Raw genomic sequence first — 21209 nt, forward strand, 5'->3', positions numbered from 1 at the left:
ATTCTCAAGAAAGGAGGCTTTGTTGAGAATATGAATGCTTCTGTATACACCGCAGCTTCTCTAAAAGCTGAACTAAACGAAAAAGGTTGGCGTTTAACTCCACAGCGCGAAACCATCCTGCAGGTCTTTCAAAACTTGCCTGAAGGAAACCATCTGAGTGCAGAAGACCTCTACGACGCGCTGCAAGCCGATGGGGAAGGCATTAGTCTATCCACAATTTATCGCACCCTTAAAATGATGGCGCGAATGGGAATCTTGCGGGAGTTAGAGCTTGCTGAAGGGCACAAACACTATGAGATCAATCAGCCTCACCCCTATCATCACCATCATCTGATCTGCGTGCGGTGCAGTAAAACGATCGAGTTCAAAAGTGACCCTATTCTCAAAATCGGTACTAAAGCGGCACAGAGAGAAGGCTATCACCTGCTCGACTGTCAGTTGACCATCCACGCTGTTTGCCCAACCTGCCAAAGATCGCTGCTGCCCAGTTAGCGATAAGCGACCCTAGCGTCTAGACCGCGCGATCGCAGCAAGCTCGATTGCTTCTCGGCTCCGTTTTGATTGGGATAAGCCCCTGCCAACACATAATCGCCAAGCTTAGACTTTGCCTCAAATGCACTTGGAACTACTTGTCTGACCTTGAATAGCGTGTTGTAATCCTGTTTGGGAACGACGACGATATAGCGGTTCACACGATCGTAGTTGTTTCCATCTGTGGTACTTCCCAATGCCGTTAGCGTTCGTGCATCGGCAATGCCTGTCACCGGGAGTCGTCTATCCTGCTGAAAGCGTTGAACCGCGTCACTGGTTTGAGTTCCAAAGTAGCCTGTTGCTGTCCCGCTAAAGTAGCCAAGGTTTTGGAGACGACGCTGAAGATCTATGACATCAGAACCACTATTTCCGATCGTTAACTGCCGACCCGACGGGTTGTAGCTAGTGTCAGGGATGGTCGTAGAACCTGAAAGAGCCTGCGTCACCTGATAGCCCGCAATTCCATCTGCCGTTAGCCCTCGGTCTCGCTGGAGTCTGAGCACCGCATCTTCAGTCTGTTGCCCAAATACACCGTCGATCGCGCCGTTATAATAACCTGCTGAACTCAAACGACGCTGCAAATCACTGACAGCACTTCCTCGATCGCCCTGCCGAAGAACTCCGCCATAGGTGCCATTGCTAAAATTTTGGTCAGAGGTATTGAAGCCTTGGCTAACAGTTTGGTTACCTCTTGACAGTGCCGCTTCTGTAGCAGGTCCTACAACCCCATCAGGATTAAGTCCACTGCGCTGCTGACATTCAATAACCGCTGCCTTTGTCACAGAACCAAAAACGCCATCAGCAGAACCCCGATAGCAACCAGCCGCCGCTAGCCGACTTTGCAGGTCAGAAACCTCAGCGCCACGATCTCCCTGCTGCAAAAGCGCCATCGCAGAGCTGGCAATGCTCAAAATCGTCAAGCTAACTGCAATGCTCAGAAACTTAACCCATGCTGCACTGGAAAATTTTTGCCAGTTTAGCCCATTTAATGAAGGGATAAAGCGAGGTTGTGCAACGGGTCGATCGTCATCAGGCAACTCGTTAGCACACGCTAAATGCAAATAAGCAAGGGTTTCCATAGTCTTCAGGCAGGGGTTATTTGGCGAGGCTAGTATAAAAGGCTTTTTACTTTTCCTTGACCAACATCTTAGCCTTATCACCTACTGAGTGCCTATACCTTGACGTGGAATCCTACTTTGCTCAAAAGTCTTCTTGGGAATAGATGGAGACGCTGGTTAACTTTACTGGCTGTTCTTCTCAATATTTCCCGCTTTTACCCAGCCTTCGCGATCGCTGGGTTGCAGTCTCACCTTCTGCCAGTCACCATCAGAGCTAGTTTCTAACACAGTTACCTTATCGTTGTATTCGATGCCACCGATTTGCCCTGACTCTCGACCCGGCGCGTCACGAAGAATTAGCCCGATCGATTGACTGACTCGCCCTTCATAAGCGCCTGATGGCAGAGGTTTAGGAGAGGGAGACGCATCAACTGCATCGGGCTGATTGGTGGAAACCGCTTTAGGTTTCGCTGCCGTTTTAGTCGGCGAAGATGGCTTGTCGTTGGGAAAGGCAGGTCTGGGTGGTGGAGTGCTTAACTTGGCGATGAAGAATTGAGCCGCCACAAAACCGCCCCCCGCCAAGAGCGCGATCGCCAAAAACAATCCTGTAAAGACTTTCAATAAACCCGACCAACTCATGGTAATTTCCCCAAGAACGGCGAAGCAAGGAGAATCTTAGCATCTGTCAGCACAGAAGCACGGGGAATTTTGCCGATCTGCCGGTTATTCAGGCTGTTGAAGTTGGCGCTGAATCCGATCGCTCAAACTACTGTGCTTGGAGGCGAGTCGTGCCTTTCCTGCGGCTGCCCATTCTTGCAAGAAGTCGATCTGTTCTTTTGCAGTCTGGGCAAGGGGGACAGTTTGGCTTGCCGCTTCTAGAATGTCGTCTGTCGTGAAATCTCGATTCTGGCTAAAGCCGAGGTGCATCGCCTCGATCAAGGTTTGCTCGATTTCTGCCCCAGAGAAATCAGGGGTTTCGTAGGCAAGGCGTTCTAAATCATAGTACTTGAGGTTATGAGGACGCAGGCGAGACAGATGGACGGCAAAGATGGCGCGTCGCTCTTCTTGAGTGGGCAGACCCACAAAAAAGATTTCGTCAAATCGTCCTTTTCGCAGCATTTCTGCGGGCAAAGACTGAATATTATTCGCAGTGGCAACCACAAAGACCGGAGACTTTTTTTCGGCTAGCCAGGTGATAAATGTGCCAAACACGCGGCTGGTCGTTCCGGCATCGCCTCGACTATCTAAGCCAGCAAAAGCTTTATCAATTTCGTCGATCCAGAGAATGCAGGGAGCCAGTGCCTCAGATAGCTGAATCATTTGGCGAGTTCGAGATTCTGACTCGCCGACCAATCCTGCAAACAGGCGACCGACATCCAGCCGCAATAGTGGCAGGTGCCAATGGTGAGCGATCGCTTTTGCAGTCAGCGATTTGCCCGTGCCCTGAATGCCGACTAAGAGTAAACCTCGTGGATGGGGCAACCCATATTGCCGCGCTTGCTCAGAAAAAGAACCGCCTCGCCGAAATAGCCAGTCCTTAAGATTGTCCAGTCCGCCGATATCAGCAATATTTTCAGTCGCAGGATAAAAGTCTAGGATTTGAGTTTGGCGAATCGTTTGACGTTTTTCTTCAAGAATTAAATCAACATCATCGGGCTGGATTTCACCGTGCAGCGCGATCGCCCGTGCTAAAACTCGTCGGATTCGCTCGGTCGATAGCCCTTGGCACGATCGAACTAACTCATCCAAAACTTTTGCATCCAGCCGTTGCCCCGTCGCACCCAGTAGTCGCTCAATCTCAATCTTGATTTCAGCCCCATTCGGCAGGGGAAACTCCAGCACGGTCATCGCTTCGCTGAGATCATCAGGAATCGAAATCTGAGGAGATAGCAACACGAGATTTTTTGGCTGAGATTTGAGGAGCCGCGCCAAGTTGCGAAGTTTACGCGACACTGAAATATCGTCTAGAAACCGATGGAAATCTCTTAAAACAAAGATCGCCGGGGCACTCGCCGGAAGCTTTTCGACCAACTCTAGTGCCTGGAGGGGATTGCGCTTGCCAAACCCGACATCATTGGGATTTCCTTGATAACCATCGACAAAATCCCAGACATAGACGGCGCGATCGCCCTGACTTTTAGCGCACTGCACGATCGCCGCCTCAACTCGCTCTTCTTCACGGGTAGGAACGTAAATAATCGGGTAGCGCGCCCTTAACAGCAGATTAAACTCGTTGCTGAAGCTCATAGCAAAGGTGTGGCAGTGGGGACGGATCGCTGAAGCCGTAAGCGCCTCCTTTTAACCGTACACGATGCAGCGTTCTCAACATCCCTCTCTATGAAGGAAGCTGACCTTTTAAAGCTTCTAAGGATGCCCAACGCCGATCGACTCCAGGATTCAGCACGGCATCTGAGACTTCAATCCCAGTGCACTGCTTGTCACACAACTGCTTTTGAGGAATCGCTAAACACAACTGCTCGTAAAGCCAATCTGTAGGTCTGAAGAACCCGTCTGGTGGCAGGCTTTCAACCAAATCATCGACGGAGAGATCTTGGTCAATGGGCAGCATTCCTGAGTCATCTTCGGCATCTGTGAGCCAGATCAGTTCTGACGCGGCAACCGATAGTCGGTGATTGAACTGCTGTAGACAGCGATGACAAACCAGAGTCACGATCGCGTCCGCCTGTGCTGAGACCTCAAGATAATTTCCCTGGTGAGTGACGTTCAAAACCCCTTGTACTGGAGTAAGCGTCTCAATGCCCTTCAGGTTTTCTTTGAACTCGATCGTTTCAGTGCGCTCGTGCGCTTGGGCGATTTGAGGAATATGGATTGGTTTCATCTTCGGAGCGACCCTCCTAAAAACTGAGAAGCCTGCACGTTTTCAGTACAGGCATTCTTTACACTTTAATATTCTAGCGATCAAGCAGATTCTCCATCTAAACTGGCAGGCTGAACCACTAAACGACGATCGGGTTCTTGCCCTCGACTATAGGTTGCCAAATCAGCACTTTCTTTGAGAATGGTGTGAATTTGTCGCCGCTCGGCTGAAGAAAGCGATTTAATCTCAATTTCTTTGCTCGTTTGCCGAACTTCTTCAGCAGCTTGGTTCGCGATTTCTAACAGTTCTTGCTGGCGGCGTTGACGATATCCCGCTAACTCAATGGTGTAAGCACCCTGCTGGTCGTCGGCTTTACCTAAATTAAGCGTAGAGTTTGCCAAATACTGAATCGAGTCCAGTGCGACTCCTTGAGTTCCGATCAAGGAGTCGATTTGGTCAGGCTTTAGAGCTGAGTCGTCGATCGTCAACCAGCAACTAGCTTCTGAGAAGGTTTCCTTCATCTCAGTTGTGATCGGTGCAGGCAAATTTGCCAGCTTCAAAAATTCTTCTAGCCACTGCTGACCCAGTTGTTCTTGACGATCGCTCATAGTCTTTAGTTAAACCTTCTTTTTGCGACCAGGTTCAAACGGGAGAGTCGTCTCTCCGCCTTTCGCGTCTCCACTTTTAGCTTCTTCAGCATCGACAATCTTTTGCAGATTCTCAGGAAGTGGCTCTTTCGACAAAAAGAACGTCTGCGCTGTCTGGAAAACGTTGCCGATCACCATGTACATCAGCACCCCGGCAGGAAGAGGGAAGAACAAGAACATCCCAGAAAAGAGAACTGGAGTAATTTTGTTTACTGTGTCTTGCTGAGGGTTGCCGCTGGCTCCACTTTGACCAGAGAGCAGTTGATTCACGTAGAGGCTAAGACCAAAGAAGACCACCATGCCGATGATGTCCCAGTGGAGAGCGCCATCGGGATCGATCGCTCCCACCCGTCCCAACGCGTCAATAAATAGAAATCCTTTATTCGCCGCTAATCCAGGCACGATCGCCTGAAGGGTGACATCACCGGGCTGGAGAGCCTCGATCGTGCCATCGTCTTTGATCTGAATCCGTTCTTCCCCACTGACCACCTTAAACTTAGGAGTTAAATCACTGTCGGGATACTCAGTTGCTAGGGCATCAAACGGCTTACCTTCGGTCGTCTGAAATTCAATCTTGGTTTTCTCGCCGACCGCGAGACGCGTTCCGCTGGGTGCGACAGCGGCAATTTTAGTGTGAACGCTATCTGACAAATAGATATTTTGAGCAGGCGTGACAAACGCCTGGGGCTGAATCTGCTCAATCTGCTCTCTGGGCAGAATTTGAAGATTCACCGAGTAAGGCACATCAGAAAAGGGTGAACCTCGCAGCGTCGCAAACAGCGCAAACAGAACGGGCATTTGCATCACAACGGGCAGGCACCCCGCCAGCGGATTACCAAACTCTTTGTAAACCGCGCTCATCTCTTGCTGCTGCTTGGCAGGGTCATCTTTGTAGCGCTCCTGAAGCTCCTTTACTCGCTTTTGCATCGCGGGTTGAGACACCTTCATGCGACGCATACTGCGAATAGAGCCAGCGCTAAGAGGGTAAAGCGCAAAGCGAATTACCAAAGTCAGAGCCACGATCGCCAAACCGTAGCTGGGCACGATTCCATAGAAGAAATCGATGATCGGCAGCATTACATTGTTGGAAAGAAAGCTTATACCGAAGTCCATTCGCCTTACGTCTCTACCTAAAAGTCTGAGTTTGCTGAATTCAATTTGCCAAGCCTGCGTACAAGAATCTTGCACGTTGGTCAGAACAAGTTTCAGTGTAGCCTGTAGTTCGCTTGTTAAACGATCGAGAAATCAAGCCGAAAGGTCGGGATATCCGAACGGTTTAACTCTGAGTACCCAATGCGCCACTTGCTTTTTTCGCTCGTTCAGAAAGCTTCTCGTTGATGAAGTCATAGGTTTCTCGAAATTTGGGAACCGATCGCATTTCGATTCGGCTGCCATCTCTAAGGGTCAGCACCATATCTCCCCACATGCCAAGCCCACGGGGAACAGTGACCACTTTAGTGATATCGGAATAAATGATATCAACCTGATCGCGACCCATCCAACCACCCGTGACTCCGACCCGCCGATCCGTTATTCGGTAGCGTAGCCACAGCGCCCGGACAATTGAGCCGATCGTCAATGGCAAGCAAATGACCGTCGGTGCCAAAAGTATGCCGATGATCAGATCCCCAATGTGAGGTCCGCCTTCGTAATACACCTCTTCCTTAATCGCCATTCAATACCTCAGCACTGATCAATAACTGCTCTAATTCTTGCAGAAATTGAAAATAATCGCACTCAACTGCCTGCGGACGTACGATGATCACGAGTTTCCATCCAGAAGCCAACCGAGGTAACAGGTGCCTCAGCGCCGATCGGATCTGCCGCTTGATCCGATTACGAATCACCGCCCGCTTACTGACTTTTTTGCTAATTGAGATGCCGATTTGAGAAGGAGGTGATTCTAAAAGTTTCTCTAGCTCAGGAGATTGCTTAGAAAGCTTTGAGTAGTGTAAAGCTCTTAGAGTCAAATGGGCTGAGTTGCGTCGAAGCCCGCGCTGGTAGACCCCGTTAAAATCTTTGCGATGCTTTAGTCGATTGGGTTTAGACAATGCCAAAGCAAACCTCACCGCCGATCGTGCCTGACCCACTCACGTCTCTTAGCCAGAAACGCTCAGCCGAGCGCGTCCTTTTTTGCGACGAGCCGTGATCACTCTCCGACCTGTTGCAGTCCGCATTCGGGCACGAAAGCCAGATTTTCTTCTTCTTTTACGGCTGGTTCCTTCTAGAGTTCGCTTGGTCATTGTCGTTGTTTCCGCTAGTTGAGATGTAAAAAAGACCGTGGGAAAGCCACAGTTTATAAATATAGCACTATGTTTAGTGAGTCAAATAGACAAACCCTGAGGCGATCAAAAAGCTGGGACGAATGACATCCGCCCCAACTCAACTCTCTGCCCAAACGATTAGCTGATGGTCACAATCCAGGTGCCGATGTCACGCAGCAGGGGCACGTCTCCAGGAGACAAAACTCGGCAGTTGAAGTAGAACATACCGCCATTGCTGGGGTTTTTGACATTTGAGAAGATTAGCTCCACATTCGACCCTGCGGGAACGGGATCTTTGGGGAAAACCTCAATCACATAGTTTTCTTTTTCCCACTTGACTTCTTGAATGGCAACTTTTTTATCGTTAACCATCAGTTCGACACTTTTGGGATCGAAGGTGCCTTTGTAATAATCGGGATAGTCGATCGAGAACTGAGCCACTGCAACCTTCATTCTTTTGCGCTCAATTCTCATCCGGTAGCGATCCCAGGAGTTGGTGTTGCCGCCAAAGTCTAGCCGATAGTTGAGCTGGTTTTCGCTCTTCACACCACTAAAGAGGGTGAGACCCGGCAAGCCTTGAGAGAATGCCACGATCGGAAGCCCTGCGACAAGGCAGCCTGCGATCGCTAAGGTTGACACAACACGTCGCATCGAAAATCCTCTGAGCAGCATAGGCGTTTGACCTGAAGAACTAGGGTAAGTGGTTGAGTAAACAGACTTCATTAGTATTGACCTTATCAGGAAACCAGGTGAAATGACTCAGTGAGGAGCGACTGGTGGTAGAAGGTGACGCGTTAATCGATTAAATTGTGCCTTGATATAAAAAAGCCTCTAGAAATTGATTGAGCGATCCTTATACAACCACTCAAATGCGAGGGCTGAAAACACAACTCAACTAGCGATTCACAGGGTAATGTTAACTTAAATTAAGTTATGAACGTCGTTCATAACTTAATTTAAGTTAACATTACCTCTCATTTTCTACCCCTTAAAGAAGATGAGAGCTTCTTTAACCGATTCATATGATAAATTTTGCAGTAGTTGAGACGGAAACATTCCGAGCAACTTGATGTAATTATTTTCAATGAATCACGAGTTGAATTTAACATATCCTAAAACCTTAAAGCTTTAAGGAAAAGGCGATCCCCAAATTACGATTGTCTCAATATTGACTATGGAAATTTTAGAATTAATCAGAAGAAATCTGACCCAGTTATGGCGACGATCGCGTTGGTTTCGCAGCCTTAGTTTAGTCACTGCTTTTACATTGGGTGCGCTGCTGATTGTGCTGCCCGTGCGATCGCAGCCCGTCGTTTTAACCTTCTTGATGAATGCCCCGGAAGTGCCTCCGTTTCGACCGATTATTCGAGAATTTGAGCAAAAAAATCCGGGTATTCGCATCAATATGGTTGAAGGTCCAAATGCCTCAAACTTGATTGAGGATTTGAATACTTCTTCGTTTCTGTTAGGCGGGTCTCCCTACGATCTGATCAATATGGATGTCACCTGGGTGCCCAAATTTGCGGCAGCAGGGTGGTTAAAAGATTTGACGGGGCTGATTTCTCAAGAGGAACTCTCGCAGTTTTTGCCGGGTGATATTAATGGTAGTCGCTATCAAGACAAACTCTATCGGCTTCCCTGGCGCACTGATGCGGCGGTTCTGTATTATCGGACTGATTTGCTCGATCGGGCAGGGCTAAAACCTCCCGAAACGTTTGCTGATTTGATGCAAACCTCTAAAACTTTGCAGGACAAAAAAGCTGTCCAGTGGGGCTATGTTTGGCAAGGACGACAATATGAAGGCATTTCTGCAATGTTTGTCGAAGTGCTGCAAGGCAATGGCGGCTTTTGGGTTGACCCTCAAACAAAGCAAGTGGGCTTAGACCAACTGAAGGCGATCGCGGCTCTCAAATTCCTGCAAAGTACTATTCAACAAAATGTCTCACCGGGTGGGGTCGTCAACTATATGGAAGATGATGCCCGTCGTCTGTTTCAAAGTGGCAACACCGCCTTTATGCGAAATTGGCCGTATGCGTGGAAATTACTGAACGCGGACGATTCTCCAGTCAAGGGGAAGGTGGGCATTCAGACGATGATTCACGCACCTGGTTTAAGCAGTGCCTCTTGTTTGGGGGGCTGGGGTTGGGGCATTGCTAGCACAAGCCAGCATCCTCAAGAAGCTTGGAAAGCCGTGCAGTTTTTTACCAGTCTCGAAACTCAAAAGAAGCTGATTTTGGGGACGGGTTATTTGCCAAGTCGTCGCGCTCTTTATGACGATCGAGACTTGCTAGCAAAATACGATTTCTTTCCCCTGGTGCTGAAAGCGTTAGAAACTCCAGCGTTGCGCCCTCCGATCGCTCAATATGCTCAGGCATCTGACATTTTGCAACGCTATCTCAGCGCTGCCCTATCGGGACGAATCAATGCAGAAGATGCGATGCAGTCAGCCGCAAAAGAAACTCGAACGCTGCTAGGAGCCTAGTTTGCCATTATGGAAGATGTCATTCATCAACGAGAGCGACGAACGGGGTGGGCGCTTACGATTCCGGCGTTGTTGATGTTAGCGCTGGTGTTTGTTTACCCGATCGTCAGAGCCTTTTGGCAAAGCTTTTTTACCCAAAACTTAGGAACTCAACTTCAGTCAGAGTTTTCAGGATTTGCGAATCTTGCCCGCATGGCGCAAGATGGGCGATTTTGGCAAAGTTTGGGGAACTCAGCGGTTTTTACGGTCTTCTCAGTGCTGCTGGAGTTTATTTTAGGGTTGGGCATCGCCCTGGTATTGAACCAGACGTTTAAGGGGCGAGGCATTGTTCGGACGATCGCGATTCTTCCCTGGGCGTTGCCAACTGCGTTAATTGCCCTGGCGTGGACGTGGATTTTTAATGATCAATACGGCGTTGTTAACGACATTCTGCTGCGATTGGGAATTATTCAAACTGGAATTAACTGGTTAGGGAATCCGACGTTAGCAATGGTGTCTGTGATTGTGGCAGATGTTTGGAAGACAACTCCTTTCATCAGCATTCTATTGTTAGCCGGATTGCAATCGATTCCGAGTGACTTATATGAGGCTCAAGCGATCGACGGTGCAACTCCCTGGCAGAGTTTCCAATAAATCACGCTGCCGTTGCTATTACCGCAAATCGTGATCGCGCTGCTGTTTCGGTTTGCCCAAGCCTTCGGAATTTTTGACCTGATCGCAGTGATGACAGGTGGCGGTCCCGGTGGCGCGACTGAGACGGTATCGCTATATATCTATGCGACGATTATGCGTTATTTAGATTTTGGCTATGGAGCTGCTCTAGTGACGGTGACTTTTTTGCTGTTGGTGCTAATCGTTGCGATCGCGAGTTATTTTCTAAATCGGTCTAGAGCTACATCGGGAAGTGTTTAATCATGACTACTGTTTCTCCAGAAGACATTGATCGGGACGCTCTAAAAAGGTCAGGTGACTCGATCGTGAAACGATTAATTTTACCAATCTCAGCAGCGTTGACTGTCATCTTCTGTCTTGCTCCAATTCTGTGGCAGTTGCTGACTTCCTTTAAAGTAGACGCGGACATTGCTGCGATTCCTAACGTTTATATTCCAAGTCGATATACGCTAGATCACTATCGAGCTTTGTTTGAGCGTCGTCCGTTTTTTAACTACATTCTCAATAGTGCCATTGTCTCGATCGCGTCCACAATCCTGGCTTTAGGATTGGGCGCGCCTGCTGCCTATGCGCTGGCACGATTAAAACTTCAGGGTGAACGCATTCTGTTAGCCACTATTCTATTGGTGACTCTATTTCCTCCAATCCTATTGTTTTTGGGATTGCTCGAAGTAATTCGATATTTACAACTTGGCAATAACTATTTGGCACTGATCATTCCCTACACCGCGATTAACTTACCGTTAACGATTTTGGTAATGCGGAGTTTCTTCCAGCAGTTGCCCAAAGATTTGGAAGACGCTGCCAGAGTCGATGGCTATAACACCGGAAGAATGCTGCTAGAAATCGTGTTGCCGATAACAATTCCAGCCCTCGTCACAACCGGAATTCTCACCTTTATTTCTGCCTGGAACGAGTTTATTTTTGCCCTCACGTTCATCACCCGTGAGGATATGAAAACCGTTCCAGTTGCAGGGGCACAGCTTGGAGGAGCTTCCCCGTTTGAGGTTCCTTATGGTCCGATCGCAGCGGCAACCGTTTTAGGTACGATTCCCCTGGTTTTACTCGTGCTCTTTTTCCAACGTCGGATCGTGCAAGGGCTGACCGCAGGGGCTGTCAAAGGCTAATCATTCCTTATTCTTTTTAAGTGGTTATGGATAAACAACTTGAGCTTGTCGATTTGCGTAAAGCCTATACTCCGCAGATCATTCCTGTTAAAGACGTGAGCCTGACAGTTAAGCAGGGAGAATTTCTGACGCTTTTGGGTCCGTCGGGCTGTGGCAAGTCAACGATTTTGCGAATGATTGCGGGGTTAGAGCAGCCGACCAGCGGCAAAATTTTGATTGACGGGCGAGATGTAAGTCGATTGGGTCCGGGCGATCGCAACATTGCAATGGTGTTTCAAAGCTATGCGCTCTACCCGCACATGACGGTGCGTGAAAACATCGCCTCTGGGTTGAAACTCAGAAAAACGCCGCCCGGAGAAATCCAGCAGCGCATTCACGAGGTCGCCGATTTTCTGGGCTTGCATGAGTTGATGAATCGCAAACCCGGACAGCTATCGGGAGGACAACGCCAACGAGTCGCTGTGGCTCGAACGCTAGTGCGTCGCCCCGATGTGTTTCTGCTAGACGAGCCGCTGAGTAATTTGGATGCTCTGCTGAGAGAACACGTCCGGGCAGAACTCAAGCAACTATTTCAGTCACAAAATGCCCCAGTGGTGTATGTCACTCATGACCAAACTGAAGCGATGACACTCTCGACTAAAGTGGCGCTGCTCAATAACGGCTTTTTGCAGCAGCTAGACACTCCAGAGGGCATTTATGGCAATCCTGCTAATCAGTTTGTGGCTGGGTTTATTGGCAGCCCCCAGATGAATTTTTTGCGCGTTTTGTGTGATGGAAAAAGCGCGATCGTCGGCAATAGTCTCATCCCCCTGCCTCACGGAGTCACTGCCCCTACAGAAGTGGTGTTAGGAATCCGCCCAGAACACGTTCATCTGGCAAATTCTGAGAACGAACCCACGATTCACGGTCAGGTGTTCTTAGTCGAAAACTTGGGGATGCACAATCTGGTGAGCATCCAGGTTGACAGCGTTCAAGAACCAATGAAGCTGCGAGCGTTGATGGGAATGGGCGAGCGGGTTAGCAGCGGTAGCTCTGTGAAATTGGGGTTTTCGATCGAGTCGATTCACTGGTTTGATGCGACAACGGGCGATCGCTTGTCGGGTGCCCCTGCAAAAGCGGGCGTTGCTAAAGCCAGATATGAATTGTCAGATTTGCCCTCACCCTAGCCCTCTCCTTTTGGGAGAGGGGACAGGATTTCTGGCTCCTTTCTCCCCAGGGAGAGGGGTTAGCGAGGGCTTGCCCCACTTCGTGAGGAGGGGAATTTATACTTGCATTCAGCAACGCCCAAAAGCGATGGTAGAGAGTTAGCAAACCATTCCTTTGTGAGCGCCAAGCATCAAAGAACGCGTCTAATGTTTGGCTCTTAAGTTTTGCCTGAGTGCCGTGATAGTTTCTCAGCTATTTTTACTGGGTTGACATAGGATTGTTTTTGACCTTAAGCGATTTGCCATGTCTATCAAAAAGATTTTGTCGATCGGGCTACTCATCTTCGTGCCGATCTCGATCGCAGCCGAAAAGCTAGAGTGGGGCACGATGACGGTTTTCGTGACTTCGGCGTTGGCGATCGTGCCGCTGGCAATTTGGTTAAGCACGGCGACTGAAGAAGTCGCAGTGGTCACAGGTCCGTCAGTCGGTGGCTTGCTGAATGCTGTGTTTGGCAACGCGACAGAATTGATTATCGGTCTAGTTGCGCTTAGAGCCGGACTGATTGACATTGTGAAAGCCAGTATTACCGGAACCATTATTAGCAACTTGCTGTTGGCGATGGGGATGTCAATGTTTTTTGGGGGACTGCGGTTTAAAGAGCAAGAATTTAAGCCGATCGTGGCGCGAGTCAACGGCTCGTCAATGACGCTGGCGGTGATTGCAATTTTGCTGCCCTCAATGGCGTTTCATTTTGCGGGAGAAGTCGAAACGCTGCCCGTTAAAGAACTCTCAATTACGGTCGCTGTTGTGCTAATCGTGGTCTATATCATGACGCTAATTTTCTCGCTCAAAACCCATAACTATTTATACGAAGTCGGCATCTCTGAGCTTGCAGATAGCGACGAGCCTGAACATAAACCGAACCTCTCGCTCTGGCTTGGAGTTTTGCTTGCCTCGACCGTGGCAGTCGCCTACGAGTCTGAGATTTTTGTGGGCGTGGTCGAGGAAGCGACTAAAGGATTAGGATTAACACCTCTATTCACCGGGGTAATTCTCTTGCCATTGGTGGGCGGGGCGGCGGAGTATGTGACAGCAGTTGGCGTTGCTGTTAAAAATAATATGGATCTGTCGGTTTCTGTCGCGATGGGTTCTAGTTTGCTCGTTGCGTTGCTGATGGCACCGATGTTGGTATTAGTGGGGCAAGCGATCGGGCAACCAATGGATCTGAGTTTTAACCCCTTTGAAGTGGTGGCGGTCGCCGTTGCAGTCATTGTTGCAAATCTGATCAGCTTAGACGGACGATCGAACTGGCTAGAAGGAATTCTCTTGTTAGCAACTTATGTGATTTTGGCGGCGGCGTTCTACTTTCAGCCTGCGTGACGCGATCTGAGTCCTGCCGAGTCTGTTCTCGATCGCCCATGCGATGACCCATTAGAGGATCTGTAGGTAGACCATCGTGCAGATCAGGAATCACCCCTCCTCGGCGAGAAAGATCTTCTCACTCACGAGTCTTTGCATCTGGCGCATGAGTCTTTGAGTGTCTCCCACGAGCCTTTGCATCTGGCGCATGAGTCTTTGATTGTCTCCCACGAGTCTTTGAGTGTCTCCCACGAGTCTTTGCATCTGGCGCATAGGTACATGGCGCTCGGTTCGCGAGTTTCCATACGTGGTTGATGCGTCTTTGCCCCTTGAGCGGGAGTTGTTGCACCTCTCTCATGACTTCTGACATCTCTTCGCCAACCTAACCGCATACAGTCAAGTCTCAGAGGCGACCGATCGAGCACCGCTATGGGCATACCCTAGAGTCGCTACAATGAGGGTCTGTTCTCCTCACCCGATCGTGCCTACTTTGACTGTTACAAACCCCCCAAAAATCGTTCTCGTTGATGGTCATTCTCTAGCGTTTCGCTCCTACTTTGCGTTTGCCAAAGGGCGAGACGGCGGGCTTCGCACCTCAACGGGCGTTCCGACGAGCGTCTCTTACGGGTTTCTCAAAGCGCTGTTAGAAACGGTCGAGTTAGAAAAGCCAGAATATGTCGCGATCGCGTTTGACTTGGGCGGTCCGACCTTTCGCCACGAGGCAGACGACACTTATAAAGCCGATCGCCCCGAAACGCCCGAAGATTTCATGCCCGACTTAGAAAATCTTCAAGAGTTGCTCAGAGCGATGAACTTGCCGATCGTGGTGACTCCGGGCTATGAGGCGGATGACGTGATCGGCACTCTGGCACTCAAAGCGCGGCGAGAAGGCTTTGATGTCAAGATTTTGAGCGGCGATCGAGACTTATTTCAGCTAGTCGATGCCGAAAATCACATCAAGATTCTCTACATGAGTACCGTCTATGGCAGAGGCACTCAGCCGCCTAGAGAATTTGGGGTGCAGGAAGTCAAAGACAAAATGGGCGTGTTGCCGTCGCAGGTTGTGGACTTTAAAGCGCTGTGTGGCGACCCGTCCGACAATATTCCTGGCGTAAAAGGCATTGGCGAAAAGACTGCCATCCAACTGCTTGCGACTTACGGATCGTTAGAGAAGGTTTACGAATCGATCGACGCAATCAAAGGGGCTGTCAAGAAAAAACTCGAAGACGGACGCGACGCGGCGTGTCATTCGCAGTGGATGGCGCAGATTCATCTAGATGTGCCGATCGAGATCGATCCCGCCGACTGCAAACTTCAGGGCTTTGACGAAGAACAGGTCACTGCACTGCTAGAGAAGTTTGAGTTCCGATCGTTCCTCAACAAAGTCAAGAAGTGGCGTTCTCAACTCACCAGCGACGGCACCGAGTTATCGGATGAAGGCACGGAGACCGCTCTTCAAACCGACCAGCCCGTTCAAAAAGCAGTTCCTCGCTATGGCGACAGTGACGATCTGTGGTTTTTCAGCGCCGAAGACACCGCGAATGCTGAGAAAATCCAGCCCGTGATTCTCTCGCCTCGGATCATCGACACTCCCGAAAAACTCCGCGAACTGGTTGCCATCCTTCAAACCTGCACCGATCCCCAAATCCCCGTCGCGTGGGACACCGAAACCACCGCGCTAGAGCCACGAGACGCAGATCTAGTCGGCATCGGCTGCTGCTGGGCACCCGAAAAAGACACGATCGCCTACATTCCGATCGGGCACTCATCCGGCACAAATCTAGACAAAGCATTCGTATTAGACACGCTGCGTCCAATCTTAGAAAGCGCCGACTATCCCAAATCATTGCAGAATGCCAAGTTCGATCGCTTAGTGCTGCGATTTCAGGGCATTCACCTCGCGGGCGTGGCTTTCGACACGATGCTTGCCAGTTACATCATCAACCCCGAAGGCAGTCACAAACTCGGCGACTTGAGCCAAACTTATTTGGGCATCCGAGCGCTCGACTACACCGACCTCGTGCCCAAAGGCAAACTCTTGGCAGACATCGACATTGCTGCGGTCGCTGACTATTGCGGCATGGATGTCTACAGCACATTTCATCTCGTGCCCAAGCTGCGATCGCTGCTCGAAGAAGCTCCGCAACTACTCCGTTTGTTATTAGAAGTTGAACAGCCCCTCGAACCCGTTTTAGCCGAAGCCGAAGCCTGCGGAGTCCGAATCGATGAGCAATATTTGAATGACTTCTCAAAAAATTTAGAACGCGACCTACAATCGCTAGAGAAACGCGCGTATGAAGCCGCAAACGAAACATTTAGTCTCGGTTCACCCAAACAGTTGAGTGAACTGCTGTTTGATCGGTTAGGACTTGATCGCAAGAAATCGCGCAAAATTAAAACCGGATTCTCAACAGACGCGGCAACGCTAGAGAAACTGCAAGGCGATCACCCCGTCGTCGATTTAATTCTCGAACATCGCACCCTCTCAAAACTAAAGTCTACTTACGTCGATGCGCTGCCCAACCTGGTACGCTCCGATACGCATCGAGTTCACACCGACTTCAACCAAGCCGCGACTTCAACAGGTCGGTTGTCGTCGTCTAACCCCAACCTGCAAAACATTCCGATCAGAACAGCGTTTAGTCGTCAGATTCGCAAGGCATTTATTCCGGCAGAAGGCTGGCTGATGGTGGCAGCAGACTATTCACAAATCGAGTTGAGAATTCTCGCACACCTCAGTCAAGAACCCGTCTTGCTTGAGACGTATCGCAATAACCAGGACGTACACACCCTGACGGCTAAATTACTGCTCGAAAAAGACGATATCAGTTCTGAAGAACGCCGACTCGCAAAAATCATCAACTTCGGCGTGATTTATGGAATGGGTGCCCAACGCTTTGCTAGAGAAGCCGGAGTCAGATCGTCCGTTGCCAAAGAATTTATCGAGAAGTTTAACGATCGCTACTCCCGCGTCTTTGCCTATCTCCAACAAATGCAGCGAGAAGCGATCGCCAATGGCTATGTCGAGACGATTCGCGGTCGGCGGCGCTATTTTAACTTTGCCAGCGACTCCCTCAAGCAGTTGCGCGGCGTGAAGCCCGACTCGATCGACCTGGGCAAGATCAAACTGCGCGACCAATTCGACGCACAGCTTCTAAGAGCCGCCGCGAATGCTCCGATTCAGGGTTCGAGTGCCGACATCATCAAAATTGCGATGGTGACGCTGCACGAGTTACTCAAGCGATATGACGCGCGTTTATTGCTGCAAGTGCATGACGAACTCGTGTTTGAAGTCGCCCCTGATGCCTGGGAAGAATTGCAGCCCCAAATCAAGTCTCAGATGGAAACCGCTGTTGAGTTGAGCGTGCCACTGCTCGTCGAAATTCACGCTGGTCAGAATTGGATGGACACCAAATAACGGAGAATCTCGCCAATGACCCAATCTAAGCCACGCTTCAGAACGATCGAGGAATATCTCAACTATGACGACGGGACTGATACTCGTTGCGAACTGGTTGACGGAGAGTTAATCGAATTGCCGACTGAAAGCCCGATTAATGCCCTGATTGCCAGATTTCTGCTGGTCTACTTTGTCCAGATGGGAACCTCGATCGAGCGTGTGGGAGATAAGCAGCAGATTGCTGTCACATCTTCTATGGCAACAGCGCGAGAACCTGATTTGACCGTTCATTCTGAGGCATCAGCCGCCGCAATTTTGACCCAGCAACAGGCATTACTCCGCTTAGATATGCCCAACCCGTTATTGGTGATCGAAGTGGTTTCACCAGGCAACCCTGGAACGAGGAACTACGATCGAGACTACGTTGAGAAACGGCAAGAATATGCAGCGCGAGGCATTCTCGAATACTGGCTGATTGATCCGAGTCGGTCTGTAGTCGTGGTGCTGACGCTGTTGGAACACTCCTATCAAGAGCAGTCCTTTATGGGGCAGGCGGCTATTGTCTCTCCCACATTCCCAGACTTGCAGCTAACGGCTGAACAAATTTTGAACGCAGGTAGATAAGGGGAGCGATTAGCGCAAACTTTGGAGAACACGCCACTGATCATCACACCCTACAAATGGACGATCGGGCACTATCACCACGCGATCTAGGCTGGCATATTTGACAATCAGCCTGTCGAATTACTCAATGGAGAGTTAGTTGAAATAGCACCAGAAGGCATTTCTCATGCAGGTCTGAGCGATCGCTCATCCAGATATCTGCAAACCCTTCTGGGGGAACGGGCGATCGTGCGGGTAGGACATCCGATTACCCTTCTTAGCCGTTCGGAGCCTGAACCTGATTGGGCGATCGTCCAGCCAATAGAACAAGTCTATAAAAGAGAGTTCAGTCTCCGCAGTAGACAATGAGATCGATTTCAACATCGCCTAAACCTGCTAAACCCGCCACCCCGATCGTCGTTCTCGCAGACCGACGGTGACGATCAAAGTAGGACGCATAGATTTCGTTTACGGCTTGCAGATACCGCAAATCAGTAATAAAAACCCGTGACATAACGACCCGATCGAACCCTGTCCCGGCGTGAGTCAGGACAAGTTTGAGATTCTCCATCACTTGGGTAGTTTGCTGCTCGATCGTGCCTATCCTCATGTCACCTGTTTCAGGATCTTCAGCTAACTGTCCGGTGACGAACAGCAAATCGCCCGCCCGAACAGCATGACAAAACGGACCAAGAGGAGGAAGGATTTGATCAGGCAGCGTAATGTATTCCAGCATGAGTTTTATCAACAATAAGCAGTCATCTTAAACCATCGTGAGAAGCAAGACTGGCGTTGCTGAATGCAGATGTGAAATGCCCTCCTCACGAAGTGGGGCGAAGCCCTCGCCAACCCTTCTCCCCAGGGAGAAGGGAGACAAAACTCTTGTCCCCTCTCCCTGGGGAGAGGGCTAGGGTGAGGGTAAAATCTGTGCTTCATAGATCGATTCAGCAGCGCCGCAAAACTCACTAGGCTACCTATCGAAGCGGTTGCCACCAGTCTTCGTAAGTAAGATACCATTCCACAGTTTTTCGGAGTCCGGTGGAAATCGTCTCAGTGGGCATCCATCCCAACTCGCGTTTAATCTTAGTCGCATCGATCGCATAGCGACGATCGTGCCCCGGTCGATCGGTGACAAAGGTGATCAACTCTCGACTCGGACGCACCGGAAGATCGGGCGACAATTCATCCATCAAGTCACACAGTAGATGAACTAAATCGATATTCTTGACCTCGTTGTTGCCGCCAATATTATACGTTTCCCCTGGTTTTCCTTGATGAATGACAATATCTAGTGCCCGACAGTGATCGCCCACGTAGAGCCAATCTCGGACATTTTGCCCATCTCCATACACGGGCAACGGTTTGCCCATCAAGATGTTGATGCAGGTCAGAGGAATCAACTTTTCTGGATAGTGAAATGCGCCGTAGTTGTTGGAACAATTCGTGGTCAGCGTCGGCAACCCATAGGTGTGATGATATGCCCGAACAAGGTGATCGCTGCCTGCTTTTGACGCAGAATATGGGCTATTGGGTGCATACGCTGTTGTCTCAGTGAAGGCTGGATCGTCCGGTTCTAAACTGCCGTAGACCTCATCAGTCGAAACGTGTAGGAATCGATCTCTAACAGGACGCGATCGCTGTTGCCAATGCTGACGGAATGATTCTAATAACGCAAACGTCCCATTTACATTAGTGCGAACAAAGCAATCGGGATCGGTGATAGAACGATCGACGTGAGACTCTGCGGCAAAATGCGCCACGGTGTCAATCTCTTCTGTTTGCAACACCGAATCGACTAATGCCCGATCGCCAATGTCGCCCTGCACAAAGCGAACCGTTTCCTGCTCCTTTAAATCACTCAGGTTTGCCAGATTGCCTGCATAGGTGAGGGCATCCAAAATAACGATGCGATCGCCCGAATAGTTATTGAACCAGGAATGCACAAAATTTGATCCAATAAACCCTGCGCCACCTGTGATCAAAATTCGTTTAGGAACTCGTTGATTTAATGTCATGTCACCTCGATTTGGCAATCGTCTCCAATCATAAATCTCAGCGCTTTGGGGCGATGCAGCGCATTCGTCAACTGCACTCGTTGTCCAATCACGCTATCGACAATGCGCTGATGAATTCCAGTAATTTTAGTCTCTTGCAAAATGACACTGTGTTCTAAATCGGCTTCGATCAAAGTGACCCGATCGCCAATGCTGCTGTAAGGTCCGATAAAACAGTTTTCTAAATAGCAATCGTCTCCGATCGTCACCGGACCGCGAATCGTGCAGTTAATCACCTGCGATCGCGCCCCAATCTGCACCCGCCCGATTACTTTGCTCGTTTTGTGCAGATGCCCCAGCCCATCCGATTCTAAACAAGTGTCTAAAATAATCCGATTGGCTTCTAGCAGATCATCTTTTTTCCCAGTGTCGAGCCACCAGCCTGTAAGCTGACGCGCCTCGACTGACTGACGTTGATCAATCAACTGCTGAATTGCGTCGGTGATTTCCAATTCTCCACGGGCAGAGGGCTGAATCTCGTCGATCGCTTTCTGAATCAGATTTGAAAAGAAGTAGATTCCCACTAGCGCCAAATTTGACTGCGGCTCTTTGGGCTTCTCAACCAGTTTTAGCACTTGCCCTTGATCATCTACCGTGGCAACCCCAAACGCTGACGGGTTTTGCACCGGACGTAATAAAATCAGCGCTGCCGCCGCCTTTGCCTCAAAGTCTGCCAAAAACTGACACAAGTTATCTTGAATCAGGTTGTCGCCTAAAAACATCACAAACGAGGCATCACCCAAAAATGGACGGGCAATCTTGACCGCATGAGCCAGCCCAGCAGGTTGGTCTTGCACGATATAAGTAATGGTTGCCCCAAAGCGATCGCCATTGCCCGTTTGTGACTGCACTTCTGCGCCCGTTTCTGGGCTGATCACAATGCCAATATCGGTGATGCCCGTTGCGACGATCGCTTCGATGCCATACCAAAGAATCGGCTTATTTGCCACGGGCACCAGTTGCTTTGCCCCCGTGTAAGTCAAGGGTCGAAGCCGAGTGCCTTTGCCGCCACTGAGAATGAGTGCTTTCATAGTGTCTCAAAAAAACT

General features: G+C 49.7%; 23 protein-coding genes. 10 read left to right on the top strand and 13 right to left on the bottom strand.

Annotated elements, in window-relative coordinates:
• Nucleotides 1–30: 30 nt before the first annotated feature.
• Nucleotides 31–492, top strand: coding sequence for a Fur family transcriptional regulator (locus A8707_RS00255; protein WP_068814263.1), 462 nt, complete (start codon nt 31–33; stop codon nt 490–492).
• On the opposite strand, the gene A8707_RS00260 is transcribed toward A8707_RS00255, so the two are convergent.
• The 10 genes from A8707_RS00260 to A8707_RS00300 all read right to left on the bottom strand — a co-directional run bounded on the left by A8707_RS00260 (nt 489) and on the right by A8707_RS00300 (nt 7969).
• Nucleotides 489–1610, bottom strand: a complete 1122-nt coding sequence (locus tag A8707_RS00260) for a peptidoglycan-binding domain-containing protein (protein ID WP_068814265.1) — start codon at nt 1608–1610, stop codon at nt 489–491. The genes A8707_RS00255 and A8707_RS00260 overlap by 4 nt on opposite strands.
• A 162-nt stretch (nt 1611–1772) precedes the next feature.
• Nucleotides 1773–2228 carry an SH3 domain-containing protein gene (locus A8707_RS00265; protein ID WP_068814267.1) on the bottom strand — a complete coding sequence of 152 codons (456 nt, stop codon included), beginning with the start codon at nt 2226–2228 and terminating at the stop codon, nt 1773–1775.
• An 84-nt stretch (nt 2229–2312) separates the two neighbouring features.
• Nucleotides 2313–3836 (bottom strand): AAA family ATPase, encoded by a 1524-nt coding sequence (locus tag A8707_RS00270; protein ID WP_068814269.1) that lies wholly within the window; start codon nt 3834–3836, stop codon nt 2313–2315.
• A gap of 88 nt (nt 3837–3924) precedes the next feature.
• Entirely contained in the window at nt 3925–4428 is a 504-nt protein-coding gene (locus tag A8707_RS00275) for a YceD family protein (RefSeq protein WP_068814271.1), read from the bottom strand.
• Nucleotides 4429–4508: 80 nt separating this feature from the next.
• Nucleotides 4509–5015 carry a Jag family protein gene (locus A8707_RS00280; protein ID WP_068814273.1) on the bottom strand — a complete coding sequence of 169 codons (507 nt, stop codon included), beginning with the start codon at nt 5013–5015 and terminating at the stop codon, nt 4509–4511.
• A gap of 9 nt (nt 5016–5024) precedes the next feature.
• The gene (gene yidC, locus A8707_RS00285) at nt 5025–6167 is read right to left on the bottom strand and encodes a membrane protein insertase YidC (RefSeq protein WP_068814275.1); all 1143 of its coding nucleotides are present in this window, start codon (nt 6165–6167) and stop codon (nt 5025–5027) included.
• Nucleotides 6168–6330: 163 nt separating this feature from the next.
• Nucleotides 6331–6729 (bottom strand): PH domain-containing protein, encoded by a 399-nt coding sequence (locus A8707_RS00290; protein ID WP_068814277.1) that lies wholly within the window; start codon nt 6727–6729, stop codon nt 6331–6333.
• On the bottom strand, nt 6719–7144 hold the full coding sequence (rnpA, locus tag A8707_RS00295; protein ID WP_231947875.1) for a ribonuclease P protein component: 426 nt from the start codon (nt 7142–7144) through the stop codon (nt 6719–6721). Before rnpA ends, A8707_RS00290 begins: the two co-directional genes overlap by 11 nt.
• Nucleotides 7145–7153: 9 nt before the next feature.
• Nucleotides 7154–7297 (bottom strand): 50S ribosomal protein L34, encoded by a 144-nt coding sequence (rpmH, locus tag A8707_RS26610; protein ID WP_073074871.1) that lies wholly within the window; start codon nt 7295–7297, stop codon nt 7154–7156.
• A 159-nt stretch (nt 7298–7456) separates the two neighbouring features.
• The gene (locus A8707_RS00300; RefSeq protein WP_068814473.1) at nt 7457–7969 is read right to left on the bottom strand and encodes a DUF2808 domain-containing protein; all 513 of its coding nucleotides are present in this window, start codon (nt 7967–7969) and stop codon (nt 7457–7459) included.
• A 523-nt stretch (nt 7970–8492) separates the two neighbouring features.
• On the opposite strand from A8707_RS00300, the gene A8707_RS00305 reads away from it, so the two are divergent.
• The 9 genes from A8707_RS00305 to A8707_RS30530 all read left to right on the top strand — a co-directional run bounded on the left by A8707_RS00305 (nt 8493) and on the right by A8707_RS30530 (nt 18476).
• A complete protein-coding gene (locus A8707_RS00305; RefSeq protein WP_068814279.1) occupies nt 8493–9800 on the top strand; it encodes an ABC transporter substrate-binding protein in 1308 nt (435 codons plus the stop codon).
• 9 nt (nt 9801–9809) lie between these two features.
• Nucleotides 9810–10433: a carbohydrate ABC transporter permease gene (locus A8707_RS00310; protein ID WP_269452630.1), complete on the top strand. Its 624-nt coding sequence runs from the start codon at nt 9810–9812 to the stop codon at nt 10431–10433.
• Between the two features lie 12 nt (nt 10434–10445).
• On the top strand, nt 10446–10712 hold the full coding sequence (locus tag A8707_RS30100) for a hypothetical protein (protein WP_269452631.1): 267 nt from the start codon (nt 10446–10448) through the stop codon (nt 10710–10712).
• Between the two features lie 2 nt (nt 10713–10714).
• Nucleotides 10715–11599 (top strand): carbohydrate ABC transporter permease, encoded by an 885-nt coding sequence (locus A8707_RS00315; protein WP_082906158.1) that lies wholly within the window; start codon nt 10715–10717, stop codon nt 11597–11599.
• A gap of 26 nt (nt 11600–11625) precedes the next feature.
• A complete protein-coding gene (locus tag A8707_RS00320) occupies nt 11626–12765 on the top strand; it encodes an ABC transporter ATP-binding protein (RefSeq protein ID WP_068814280.1) in 1140 nt (379 codons plus the stop codon).
• Between the two features lie 283 nt (nt 12766–13048).
• Nucleotides 13049–14125 (top strand): calcium/proton exchanger, encoded by a 1077-nt coding sequence (gene cax, locus A8707_RS00325; protein ID WP_068814282.1) that lies wholly within the window; start codon nt 13049–13051, stop codon nt 14123–14125.
• 433 nt (nt 14126–14558) lie between these two features.
• Nucleotides 14559–17522 (top strand): DNA polymerase I, encoded by a 2964-nt coding sequence (gene polA, locus A8707_RS00330; protein WP_068814284.1) that lies wholly within the window; start codon nt 14559–14561, stop codon nt 17520–17522.
• A 15-nt stretch (nt 17523–17537) separates the two neighbouring features.
• The gene (locus A8707_RS00335; RefSeq protein WP_068814286.1) at nt 17538–18128 is read left to right on the top strand and encodes a Uma2 family endonuclease; all 591 of its coding nucleotides are present in this window, start codon (nt 17538–17540) and stop codon (nt 18126–18128) included.
• 96 nt (nt 18129–18224) lie between these two features.
• Entirely contained in the window at nt 18225–18476 is a 252-nt protein-coding gene (locus tag A8707_RS30530; RefSeq protein ID WP_082906159.1) for a Uma2 family endonuclease, read from the top strand.
• Here the strand turns inward: A8707_RS30530 and A8707_RS00340 are convergent.
• The 3 genes from A8707_RS00340 to A8707_RS00350 form a co-directional block, all read right to left on the bottom strand.
• Nucleotides 18454–18843 carry a RidA family protein gene (locus tag A8707_RS00340; protein WP_068814288.1) on the bottom strand — a complete coding sequence of 130 codons (390 nt, stop codon included), beginning with the start codon at nt 18841–18843 and terminating at the stop codon, nt 18454–18456. The genes A8707_RS30530 and A8707_RS00340 overlap by 23 nt on opposite strands.
• A gap of 238 nt (nt 18844–19081) precedes the next feature.
• A complete protein-coding gene (gene rfbB, locus A8707_RS00345) occupies nt 19082–20122 on the bottom strand; it encodes a dTDP-glucose 4,6-dehydratase (protein ID WP_068814289.1) in 1041 nt (346 codons plus the stop codon).
• Entirely contained in the window at nt 20119–21192 is a 1074-nt protein-coding gene (locus A8707_RS00350) for a glucose-1-phosphate thymidylyltransferase (RefSeq protein WP_068814290.1), read from the bottom strand. The genes rfbB and A8707_RS00350 overlap by 4 nt, the downstream gene beginning before the upstream one ends.
• Between the last annotated feature and the right edge of the window lie 17 nt (nt 21193–21209).

Source organism: Phormidesmis priestleyi BC1401 (assembly GCF_001650195.1).
Taxonomy (GTDB): domain Bacteria; phylum Cyanobacteriota; class Cyanobacteriia; order Leptolyngbyales; family Leptolyngbyaceae; genus Phormidesmis_A; species Phormidesmis_A priestleyi_B.

Bases quoted from the DNA above. Each gene is read 5' to 3' on its own strand.
- A8707_RS00255 (WP_068814263.1), top strand. From the start codon at position 31: ATGAATGCTTCTGTATACACCGCAGCTTCTCTAAAAGCTGAACTAAAC.
- A8707_RS00260 (WP_068814265.1), bottom strand. From the start codon at position 1,610: ATGGAAACCCTTGCTTATTTGCATTTAGCGTGTGCTAACGAGTTGCCT.
- A8707_RS00265 (WP_068814267.1), bottom strand. From the start codon at position 2,228: ATGAGTTGGTCGGGTTTATTGAAAGTCTTTACAGGATTGTTTTTGGCG.
- A8707_RS00270 (WP_068814269.1), bottom strand. From the start codon at position 3,836: ATGAGCTTCAGCAACGAGTTTAATCTGCTGTTAAGGGCGCGCTACCCG.
- A8707_RS00275 (WP_068814271.1), bottom strand. From the start codon at position 4,428: ATGAAACCAATCCATATTCCTCAAATCGCCCAAGCGCACGAGCGCACT.
- A8707_RS00280 (WP_068814273.1), bottom strand. From the start codon at position 5,015: ATGAGCGATCGTCAAGAACAACTGGGTCAGCAGTGGCTAGAAGAATTT.
- yidC (WP_068814275.1), bottom strand. From the start codon at position 6,167: ATGGACTTCGGTATAAGCTTTCTTTCCAACAATGTAATGCTGCCGATC.
- A8707_RS00290 (WP_068814277.1), bottom strand. From the start codon at position 6,729: ATGGCGATTAAGGAAGAGGTGTATTACGAAGGCGGACCTCACATTGGG.
- rpmH (WP_073074871.1), bottom strand. From the start codon at position 7,297: ATGACCAAGCGAACTCTAGAAGGAACCAGCCGTAAAAGAAGAAGAAAA.
- A8707_RS00300 (WP_068814473.1), bottom strand. From the start codon at position 7,969: ATGCGACGTGTTGTGTCAACCTTAGCGATCGCAGGCTGCCTTGTCGCA.
- A8707_RS00305 (WP_068814279.1), top strand. From the start codon at position 8,493: ATGGAAATTTTAGAATTAATCAGAAGAAATCTGACCCAGTTATGGCGA.
- A8707_RS00310 (WP_269452630.1), top strand. From the start codon at position 9,810: ATGGAAGATGTCATTCATCAACGAGAGCGACGAACGGGGTGGGCGCTT.
- A8707_RS00315 (WP_082906158.1), top strand. From the start codon at position 10,715: ATGACTACTGTTTCTCCAGAAGACATTGATCGGGACGCTCTAAAAAGG.
- A8707_RS00320 (WP_068814280.1), top strand. From the start codon at position 11,626: ATGGATAAACAACTTGAGCTTGTCGATTTGCGTAAAGCCTATACTCCG.
- cax (WP_068814282.1), top strand. From the start codon at position 13,049: ATGTCTATCAAAAAGATTTTGTCGATCGGGCTACTCATCTTCGTGCCG.
- polA (WP_068814284.1), top strand. From the start codon at position 14,559: ATGAGGGTCTGTTCTCCTCACCCGATCGTGCCTACTTTGACTGTTACA.
- A8707_RS00335 (WP_068814286.1), top strand. From the start codon at position 17,538: ATGACCCAATCTAAGCCACGCTTCAGAACGATCGAGGAATATCTCAAC.
- A8707_RS00340 (WP_068814288.1), bottom strand. From the start codon at position 18,843: ATGCTGGAATACATTACGCTGCCTGATCAAATCCTTCCTCCTCTTGGT.
- rfbB (WP_068814289.1), bottom strand. From the start codon at position 20,122: ATGACATTAAATCAACGAGTTCCTAAACGAATTTTGATCACAGGTGGC.
- A8707_RS00350 (WP_068814290.1), bottom strand. From the start codon at position 21,192: ATGAAAGCACTCATTCTCAGTGGCGGCAAAGGCACTCGGCTTCGACCC.